This window comes from Tardiphaga sp. (genome assembly GCF_041424195.1).
In the GTDB taxonomy this organism is placed as follows: Bacteria; Pseudomonadota; Alphaproteobacteria; order Rhizobiales; family Xanthobacteraceae; genus Tardiphaga.
In genome coordinates this window covers 26,595-35,386 of sequence record NZ_JBGMOE010000201.1, presented here as the reverse complement: position 1 = coordinate 35,386, position 8,792 = coordinate 26,595, and the positions used below count along the sequence as shown (strand labels likewise).

Annotated in this window: 11 protein-coding genes; 1 reads left to right on the top strand and 10 read right to left on the bottom strand. The window is 62.2% G+C overall.

Annotated elements, in window-relative coordinates; all coding sequences use genetic code 11:
* Positions 1–21: 21 nt before the first annotated feature.
* The 10 genes from ACEK02_RS27770 to atpD form a co-directional block, all read right to left on the bottom strand.
* Entirely contained in the window at positions 22–672 is a 651-nt protein-coding gene (locus ACEK02_RS27770) for a PAS domain-containing protein (RefSeq protein ID WP_371424689.1), read from the bottom strand.
* A 379-nt stretch (positions 673–1,051) separates the two neighbouring features.
* The gene (locus tag ACEK02_RS27765; RefSeq protein WP_371424688.1) at positions 1,052–1,909 is read right to left on the bottom strand and encodes a F0F1 ATP synthase subunit gamma; all 858 of its coding nucleotides are present in this window, start codon (positions 1,907–1,909) and stop codon (positions 1,052–1,054) included.
* Entirely contained in the window at positions 1,906–3,423 is a 1,518-nt protein-coding gene (locus ACEK02_RS27760) for a F0F1 ATP synthase subunit alpha (RefSeq protein WP_371424687.1), read from the bottom strand. Before ACEK02_RS27760 ends, ACEK02_RS27765 begins: the two co-directional genes overlap by 4 nt.
* Entirely contained in the window at positions 3,407–4,156 is a 750-nt protein-coding gene (locus tag ACEK02_RS27755) for an ATPase (protein WP_371424686.1), read from the bottom strand. The genes ACEK02_RS27760 and ACEK02_RS27755 overlap by 17 nt, the downstream gene beginning before the upstream one ends.
* A 1-nt stretch (position 4,157) precedes the next feature.
* A complete protein-coding gene (locus ACEK02_RS27750) occupies positions 4,158–4,400 on the bottom strand; it encodes a F0F1 ATP synthase subunit C (protein ID WP_371424685.1) in 243 nt (80 codons plus the stop codon).
* Positions 4,397–5,041, bottom strand: coding sequence for a F0F1 ATP synthase subunit A (locus ACEK02_RS27745; RefSeq protein WP_371424691.1), 645 nt, complete (start codon positions 5,039–5,041; stop codon positions 4,397–4,399). The genes ACEK02_RS27750 and ACEK02_RS27745 overlap by 4 nt, the downstream gene beginning before the upstream one ends.
* A gap of 53 nt (positions 5,042–5,094) precedes the next feature.
* Positions 5,095–5,361, bottom strand: coding sequence for a hypothetical protein (locus tag ACEK02_RS27740; RefSeq protein ID WP_371424684.1), 267 nt, complete (start codon positions 5,359–5,361; stop codon positions 5,095–5,097).
* A complete protein-coding gene (locus tag ACEK02_RS27735; RefSeq protein ID WP_371424683.1) occupies positions 5,358–5,636 on the bottom strand; it encodes an AtpZ/AtpI family protein in 279 nt (92 codons plus the stop codon). Before ACEK02_RS27735 ends, ACEK02_RS27740 begins: the two co-directional genes overlap by 4 nt.
* Entirely contained in the window at positions 5,633–6,046 is a 414-nt protein-coding gene (locus ACEK02_RS27730) for a F0F1 ATP synthase subunit epsilon (RefSeq protein WP_371424682.1), read from the bottom strand. Before ACEK02_RS27730 ends, ACEK02_RS27735 begins: the two co-directional genes overlap by 4 nt.
* The gene (atpD, locus tag ACEK02_RS27725) at positions 6,043–7,476 is read right to left on the bottom strand and encodes a F0F1 ATP synthase subunit beta (RefSeq protein WP_371424681.1); all 1,434 of its coding nucleotides are present in this window, start codon (positions 7,474–7,476) and stop codon (positions 6,043–6,045) included. The genes ACEK02_RS27730 and atpD overlap by 4 nt, the downstream gene beginning before the upstream one ends.
* A 433-nt stretch (positions 7,477–7,909) precedes the next feature.
* Here atpD and ACEK02_RS27720 point away from each other — a divergent pair, with 433 nt between their 5' ends.
* On the top strand, positions 7,910–8,494 hold the full coding sequence (locus ACEK02_RS27720) for a cation transporter (protein WP_371424690.1): 585 nt from the start codon (positions 7,910–7,912) through the stop codon (positions 8,492–8,494).
* Positions 8,495–8,792: the final 298 nt, after the last annotated feature.

Genomic DNA, 8,792 nt, shown 5'->3' with positions numbered 1-8,792 from the left:
TATTCAACCGCAAGACTCTCGTTATGAGCGAGGGACCGCCGGGGGGCAGGTCACGACCTCTGGGGCCGGTGCGTCCATGACAAATATCGTCCCGTCGCGGCTGCGACCCGTCACGACAGCGCTGAGTGCGATGCGGCTGTCTTCCTGAAGATCGGGCGCGATATTTCCATCGTTTCGCTGGCGATCAGGCAATGGCAAGAGCCTGCCGATTGTTATCGTCCCATCCGGTACAATCGACAGGGGCGACCGAAGAAGCGGTTCGAGCCTCTCTTTAGCCGTTCTGTCGGTGATGTCGCGAATGATGGTTTCATAGCCGATCATCAGACCGCGGGCATCGCACACGGCGGTCATAGTGATACTCGCCAGGAACTCGGTACCATCCTTGCGAACGCGCCATGATTCTTGCTCGTCCGTTCGTAAGACCCGGACTGCGGCGAGATCGCGTGCCGGCAGCCCTTCCAAGATTTCTTGAGGCGGATAAAGGGCAGAGATGTGGAGGCCAATTGCTTCTGCTTTAGACCATCCAAAAACCAGCTCGCTTTTTCGGTTCCACATGGTGACAAGCGCATCCATATCGAACGCACAGACGGCATCGCTGCATGCGTTTCCGGAGGCCTGGTCCGGAGATTGGAAGTTGGAATTCCCAGGCGGCGAGCATGGTCCTTCAATCATACTCTGCGACGCCCCCTTTCATCCAGCCAGCGCCAAACGGGTAGCCGACCCCGTCCCGCGGATGGAACGCATTTGGTCTGGAGCGCACCGATCTGAATTGGCCGAGGCCACCAGCGGCAATTCCAGCCCAATTCCTGTACCTGCTCCCGAGGCCATGATCGCGCGAAGCGCTCATGACGGCTATGAAAGCATTATCTGCCCTTCGGCCGATAAAGAAACCGGGCGCTGGGACGATTCGGCGAACTATGGGGTGTGGACCATGGTCCAAGGTCAAGGCCCAATTTCAACTGGGGTATGTCGCGCTAGCGTTGCGGCCGGATACTCTCTGGAACAGACACTCCGGACGCGTGCCGCGCTCGGTACAGCGACTTCAGCAGCGCTATCGCTTTGCCCTTCCGGATCGCGCGCCGCCGGCCAATTCCACAACCTCGGCGGTAATCTCATCCTGACGTGTGAGGCGCTCTTCCAGTCGGAGAGCATCGCTCTTGCGGTCGATATGTGTCCGTGCCGCCGCCATCGTCCGTATGCGCGCTTCGTTCTCGGCGACGAAGGCTTCGACCGCAGCTTCGCAGATGCGGGCAAACACATATTCTACGGTGAAGTCACCGATGAGATCCGCAGGCGCGAGATTGGTGAGAGGCGCCGTCGCCGCATGTAACGGAGGGACTGGCGCCAGCTCGAGCGGCAGCAGCCGAATATGGCGAATGCTGGCGCCCTGGCCGCTTCTCCAGATTGGATATGCCATGTCGATCGGCACCGGACCAGCCTCATCCAGATAATCATAGAGGGCATCCAGGACAGTCATCGCAAGACCGGTCAGCGCATCCGCCTTGTTGGAAAGGTTGGCGCTCCAGTTTACAGGAAGATTTCGTTCCTTCGCGATCGTGACGGTGCGTGCGCCAAGCAGGAAAATATGCTGATGCGTCATGTCACGCGCAGCCTCGTCGATGAGAAGTTCCGGGAAGCCGCCAGCAAAACCCTGTTCTGCGCCAAAGAGGATGAGACCGGTTTTTGCTGTGGATTTTGTCGAAGAGGATAGGGAACCCTGGGCATTCACGAGAAGTCGAGCTTGCTCGATTGCCCGGTTTGCTGTGTCTGCAAAGGCGCGGATACCCGGCAGCAGCGCGCGTCCCTGCTGCGCACGCTGAGCAGCGATCCCGCGCATCGCGTTTATCACCGTGCCAAGCTGCCGGACCGTCTGGATTCGCCGCGCGATCTCGGCAATGCGGTCGCTCATGTCGTCGCGATCCGTTGGCTTTCGATGAATTCGCGCAATGAGGCGACGAGCCTGTCACGCTGCAAGCCGTCGATCGTGCCTGTCTGAGCAAGCTGCGCGACGAGATCTGCCACATGGCCGTCAAGCCAGGCTGGGAGGCTCTGGCGGATAAGGGACAATTCGGGAACGGGCAGGTCGTCAATAATGCCCTCACCAAGCGCGATGGCAAGGGCGACCTGGTCGATGACCCTGAGGGGGCTGAGTAGAGGCTGACTAAGCAATGCGCGCAATCGTCTGCCGCGTTCGATTTGCCCGCGCACTCGCGCTTCCGGCTGTTCGCCAAAGCGGGTGAACATTTCCAGTTCAAGGAATTGCGCGTAATCGAGCCGCATCGTTCCCGTCGCGTCCCGCAGCGCTTTCGCCTGGGTTTTGCCGCCAAGGCGGCTGACGCTCGTGCCGATGTCGATGGCGGGCTTATGTCCTTGGGCAAAGAGCTGCGCATCGAGGATGAGTTGCCCATCGGTGATGGAGATGAGGTTTGTCGGAATATAGGCGCTGACATTGCCAGCGTCGGTTTCAGCGATTGGCAGGGCCGTAAGTGAGCCGCCACCCTTGTCCCGACACAATCGTGCCGCTCGCTCCAGCAGGCGGGAATGGAGGAAGAAGATATCGCCGGGATAGGCTTCGCGCCCGGGCGGCTGGCCGGTCAACAGAGCAATTTCGCGATGGGTTGCGGCGTGCTTGGTAAGATCGTCGAGCACGATGAGCGCGTGATCGCCGCGATCGCGAAAAAATTCCGCGATGGTAAAGCCTGCGAAGGGCGCAATCCATTGCAGGCCTGGCGCCGAAGCGGAGCCCGCCATCACAAAGATCGTGCGGTCCGGCGCACCATGGCGACGAATCTGGTCCACCACCCGGGCCACGGCCGAACTCTTCTGGCCGATCGCGACATAGATGCAGATCATGTCGCTGCTGCGCTGATTGACCATTGCATCGACGGCGAGCGCAGTCTTGCCGGTGGCGCGGTCGCCCAAGATCAGCTCGCGCTGGCCCCGCCCGATGGCGAACATCGCATCGATCGCGAGCGTTCCTGTCTGCACCGGCTGGACGACTGGATCGCGCTGTATGATCGCCGGCGCCGCCCGTTCGACCGGATCGAAGCGTGCGGCCCTGATCGGCGGACCTCCATCCAAGGCGCGACCGAGTGGATCGACCACGCGACCAAGCAAGTCTTCGCCGACTGGCACGCGGACCACCTCACCCGTGCCGGTGACGACGTCACCTGCCTCGACCCCCTCTGCGCCGTCGAGCAGTACGCAGCCAATCCGATCCTGGTCGAGCGTCAGCACGAAGCCCGTCTGGCCTCGGGCGAAGCGCAGGAGTTCGTCGAGGCGCGCATCCGGTAGGCCGGAAACCATTGCGACGCCATCGCCTACCGATTCGACGCGGCCGATATGAGCGAGGCGGGGCCCAAGCTGGACGGCTTCGAGGCGCGCCTCCGCCTGCGATAACCAGTCCTCAGCCGAGATGGGCATTGCCGTTCTCCTGGACCGTCGCGAGCATGGTGTCGAGGTCGGCGCGCCAGCTGTTGCGAACATGCAAATGCGGTGTCCGCAATTCGATCCCGGCGATCAGAGCAGGATCGACCGCGAAAGCAGGCGGTGTGGCATTGGGCAGCGCGCCGCCCAGCGCATGAACGATATTCGCCTGGATTGCCTCGGGTAGCGGCTCGGGGGCGACTATCGTGACACCTCCGTCCATGGCCAATTTGTGTCGGTCGGCATCGTCCAATTCGGCGATCTGCGCCATGAAGCCGGAGAGCATGGCGTCCGTGGTGTGCTCGGGCGAAATGCGCAGGAGCAGGGCGCTGGCCATGCGGGAAGCGAGCGCGGCAGCTTTCTCTGCCCATTCTGCGCCGATATGCGCGCGCTCGGCCTCGATCAGGCTGTGGCCCTTTCGTACCACCTCGTCGGCCTCGGTCCTTGCTTGCGCAAGCAGATGTCGGCGATCAGTCTCGACGGCATCCTCCATCGCCGCGCGTCGGGCTGCCGCCGTTGCAAGAAATTCGTCATTCCGGACTTTGAGCGCCTGCGCTTCGGCCATTGCCGCATCCTTCGTTTCACGGGCGCCTGCGAGAATCCTGTCGGCGGCAGCCTGCCGCGCGGCGACGGCCTCCATGACCGGCCGGAAGAGGAAACGTCCCAGCAGCCAGACAAGAATTAGGACGTTGATCGCCTGTAGCGCCAGCGTCCACCAGTCGATGCGCATGTCAGGCGAACGGGTTGGCGAAGAGGAGCAGCAGGGCGATGACCAGGCAGTAAATCGCCATCGTCTCGATCATCGCCAAGCCGACGAACAATGTTCGCGAAACCGTGTTTGCCGCCTCCGGCTGGCGTGCGATGGCGTCCATCGCGGCGGCGACGGCGCGCCCCTGGCCGAGGGCGGGGGCGATCGCGCCGACCGCGATCGCGAAGGCGGCACCGAGAATGCTGACGAGATGGATCCAATTCATGGCAAGGACTCCTGCTGCGGTGAGGGATGTTCGATGGCTTCGCTGATAGCGCTGCCGATGAAGACCATGGCGAGGGCGCTGAATATGTAAGCCTGGACTGCGCCGGTTAGCATTTCGAGCGCCATCAGCGGGATGGGGACGAGCAGGCCGGCCAGGCTGAGCACGACTCCAATCATGAAAACGCCGCTCATCACGTTGCCGAACAGACGAATCATGAGCGAGAAGCTGCGGGTGAAAAGTTCGATGACGTTCAGCGGGGCCAGCAGGATCGAAGGTTGCGCAAAGCTGGCGAGATAGGCCCTCAGACCAAGCGCCCTTATGCCGAACCACAGCGTTGCGCCGAAGACGATCATCGCCAGCGCCGCATCGGTTTCGAGCGTAGCGGTGGGCGGCTCGATGCCAGGAATCAACGAAGCCCAATTGGCCATGAGAAGGAAGAGGAAGAGCGTTCCGATCAAGGCCAGATAGGGCTTAGGCTCGACGGTCATGGTTTCCCGAACCTGGCTCGCGATGGTTTCGACGACGAGTTCGAACGCAGCCTGGCCTCGCGTCGGGTGATGGGCGAGCCGGCGCGTCATCGCCCAGGAGACAAGCGTCAGGACAATCATGATGGCCCATGTCGTTGCCACCGGCTGGCTGATCGGGATGGGACCGATCGTGAAGAGAAGCTTGCTTTCCAGCGGCGAGGCAAACTTCATCGTTTGACCTCCAAGCGGTAGAGAACGATCTGGCGCGCCGCTATCCAGGCGAGCATGGCAGCAAGCAGTATTGCCCACCCCTGGAGACTTGCGAACAGCAGCATGAACGTCGTGAGCGCGATCCGTCCGACGCGTAGCTTGGCTTGGCGCCACGCGCCGTTTTGACGCACTACCCCGTCGGCGTCTCCGGCGAGCGCCAGGAAATGAACGACGCCGACACTTCCTCCGAAGATGACGAAAAGGCCAAGCATCAATAGGGTCACTGTCGGTGAATCCAGCGCCAGCCCGACCAGCAGCCGAATGCCAGACCAATCAGAAGCAAGGGTGCCGTCCAGAAAATCCCGCTCGCCAACCGGTGATCGAGCCACCGTCCGATCGCGAGCCCGGCAAGGGTCGGCAAGACAATCTGCCAGCCGAGAATGCCGATCTGTCCCAGATTGCGCGCCACGGCCGGGAGCCGGTCCGCCAGGCTCTGACGCGCGGCGCGTTTGCGGATCGCCTCGAGCACCGGTTGCTCTTGCGACCGATCGTCAGTCACAACACCATCTCCCGGCCACCGTCCTGCAATGCCTCGACCATGTGGCGGATGGCGCGCATCCGGATCCTCGCGGAGGTCACGCGCTCGGAGCGCTCGCTGTCGTCACGATCCCGGTAGTGCGAGAGGACTTCATGTTCGAGCACGGCCAGATCGTCCCCGACATGGGCTTCGCGGGTGGCTATCGCCACCTCCTGACCTTTGCTCACGGTCAGTATCCCATTGCGCACGGCGCAAAAGCCCACGCGTCCGTCCGGCATACGCCACGAGACGATTGAAATCGTCAACGCGGTCAGGAAGTTGGCATGACCCTTCAGCATTCCAAAGGCGCCACTGGAATCTTCCGCCCTGATGGACACGGCCTCAGTGTCGACAAGGATCGCGGCGGGGCTGGCGATGCGCAGTTTCATCATGCCTGGCCCGCCCGTCCCCGTGCCTCGTCGATGGCGCCGACCATGTAAAGAGCGCTTTCGGGCCAGTCATCCGCTTCGCCGGACAGGATGACCGCGACGCCCTTCAACGTGTCGGCAAGCGCAACGGATCGGCCCGGCTGGCCGGTAAAGGCCTGGGTGACGACAAAAGGCTGGGTCAGGAAGCGCTGCAGCCGCCGCGCCCTGCCGACGATCAGCCGATCCTCGCGGCCCAGTTCCTCGATACCGAGCAGCGAAATGATGTCCTGCAACTCCCGGTAGTGCGCGATCGCCTCGCGCGCCTGTTGCGCTAGGCGATAATGCTGCTCGCCGACGACCAGCGGGTCGAGCAGTATTGACGACGACCCCAGAGGGTCGATCGCAGGGTACATGCCCTCGGCCGCCATGGCGCGCGACAGTCGGATCGAACTGTCGAGATGGGCGGAGATGGCGGTGACGGCGGGATCGGTAAAATCATCGGCCGGAACATAGACCGCCTCAATTGCCGTGACTGCGGCGCCCTCGACCGAGGCGATCCGCTCCTGGAGAGCTGCGACCTCACTGGCCAAGGTGGGTTGGTAGCCGACGCGGGAGGGGAGGCGGCCGAGCAAGCCCGATACCTCGGCACCCGCTTGGACAAACCGGAAGACATTATCCATCAGAAGCAGCACGTTTCGCTTCTGCTCGTCACGAAAATATTCGGCGATCGTAAGCGCCGTCATCCCCACGCGCCAACGTGCTCCTGGCGGTTCGTTCATTTGACCGAAAACCAGGACCGTCTTGTCGATCACGCCAGACCCGCGCATGTCTGAAAGCAGTTCGTGACCTTCGCGCGATCTCTCGCCGATCCCGGCAAAGACCGACACGCCTTCGTACTTGGCGACCATTGCGTTGATGAGTTCCATCACCAGCACGGTCTTGCCGACGCCGGCGCCACCGAACATGGCTGCCTTGCCGCCTTGGGCAAGAGGGGAGAACAGATCGATCATCTTGATGCCGGTTTCGAACTTCGCTGTCGACGCGCTTTGCTCGGCGAGGGAAGGGGGTGCCCGATGAATCGCACGACGCGGCGCGGCAGCCGGCAGCGCCGGCCCGTCATCGCCGACGTCACCCGTCGGCGTCAGAAGGCGGCCGAGAACCGAGTCCCCGACTGGCACCTGAATCGGCCCGCCCGGCGCCTTGACACATGCGCCGCGAGCAAGGCCGGTGGTGGAGTGCAACGCAACGGCCCGAACCGTCTGACCGTCGACGTGGCTTTGCACCTCCGCGATCATCCGCCTGCCGGATGCCTCGATCCACAAGGCATCATTGACGGCCGGCAGCGGTCCCGCGTCGAATTGCGCGTCGATAACCGGCCCGCGGATAGCGGCCACCCTCCCGACCAAGAGGGACGATGATGTATGTATCGTTTCGGTTTCGAGAGGCGACTGCATCCGTCGGACTTATCTCGCCCGCGCATTGCACCGATATGAGGAACTCTACGGATGCCGTCAAAGCAGATTCCGCCCTGTTCCAGCCGTGAAACGGCCAGGGTTCACTCGACCGGGGGATGCAGTGTGGCGTGAAATCTGGCACATGCGCCTGGCGATTCCCACATCTGATAGTGCTTTCGATGGGACGACTAGGGGGACTTTGTATCGGGGAGTGCGAAACGCTTCGACAGAGCACGGAGATCGCGCAAATGCCGACACCCCGGTCTCGGCCCTTCGGGGCACCGTGTGCGGCTGCCTGCTGTCTTCAAGCATGGTATGGGCCTAACGTATAATTGGCTTGCCGATGCAGATCGAGAGGACCAGGTTCGAACTGGGCAGCGTGCGGCTTACGTGCCTTTCGGAAATCTTGGGGATGCGGTCTTTGACACTCGAAATGGCGGCCCTGCGCCGCGCCGTATTGATCGTCGCCAGTCTCAACCTGGCCTATTTCGGCATTGAGTTTTTCGTCGCTCTCGATATCCATTCGGTTTCGCTGCTTGCGGACAGCGCCGACTTTTTCGAAGACTCGGCAGTAAATTTTCTGATTGTCGCCGCATTGGGTTGGAGTGCGGCACGACGGGCCAAGGTGGGAATGCTGCTCGCGGCAATTCTAATGGCGCCGGCACTCGCATTTATATGGACACTTTGGCAAAAGGCCGTCGCGCCCCTTCCACCGAACGCAGTGCTTCTGTCCGTCACTGGCCTCGGCGCCTTGGCGGTCAATCTGATCGCGGCCATTATCCTAGCCCGGCACCGCCGCAGCGGCGGAAGTCTGGTGAAGGCAGCATGGCTTTCCGCGCGCAACGACGCACTCGCCAACGTCGGGATTGTCGCAGCCGGTCTGGTCACGCTCGAAATGCGTTCGGTTTGGCCAGACATCCTGGTGGGATTTGCTATTGCGATGATGAACCTCGATGCCGCGCGAGCGGTGTGGTCGGCCGCGCACGAAGAGCATCGACTCTCTGACGTGGAAGTCTGATCTCATTTGCCGCCATATCGGGCGGGGAGGGTGTATCGCCGCGGCTTCTCGTCCCGTGGATAGGGGGGAGGAAGCGGATCGTTGCCGTCAGTCTTCCGGTGGCACATCTTCCACGCTCTCCCGACCATCGTGGTCCGGTGGCGGCACTTGCTCGGGCGTCTGCTCGGGCGCGGACGGTGGTGAATCGGGGTGGGGATCGGGCGGTGAACTGGCCATGTCATATCTCCAAGTCTCATCTCAAAACAGGCAACCAACCTTGGTTCCTGAAATGATGACTCAATGATCGAACGCTGTGTCC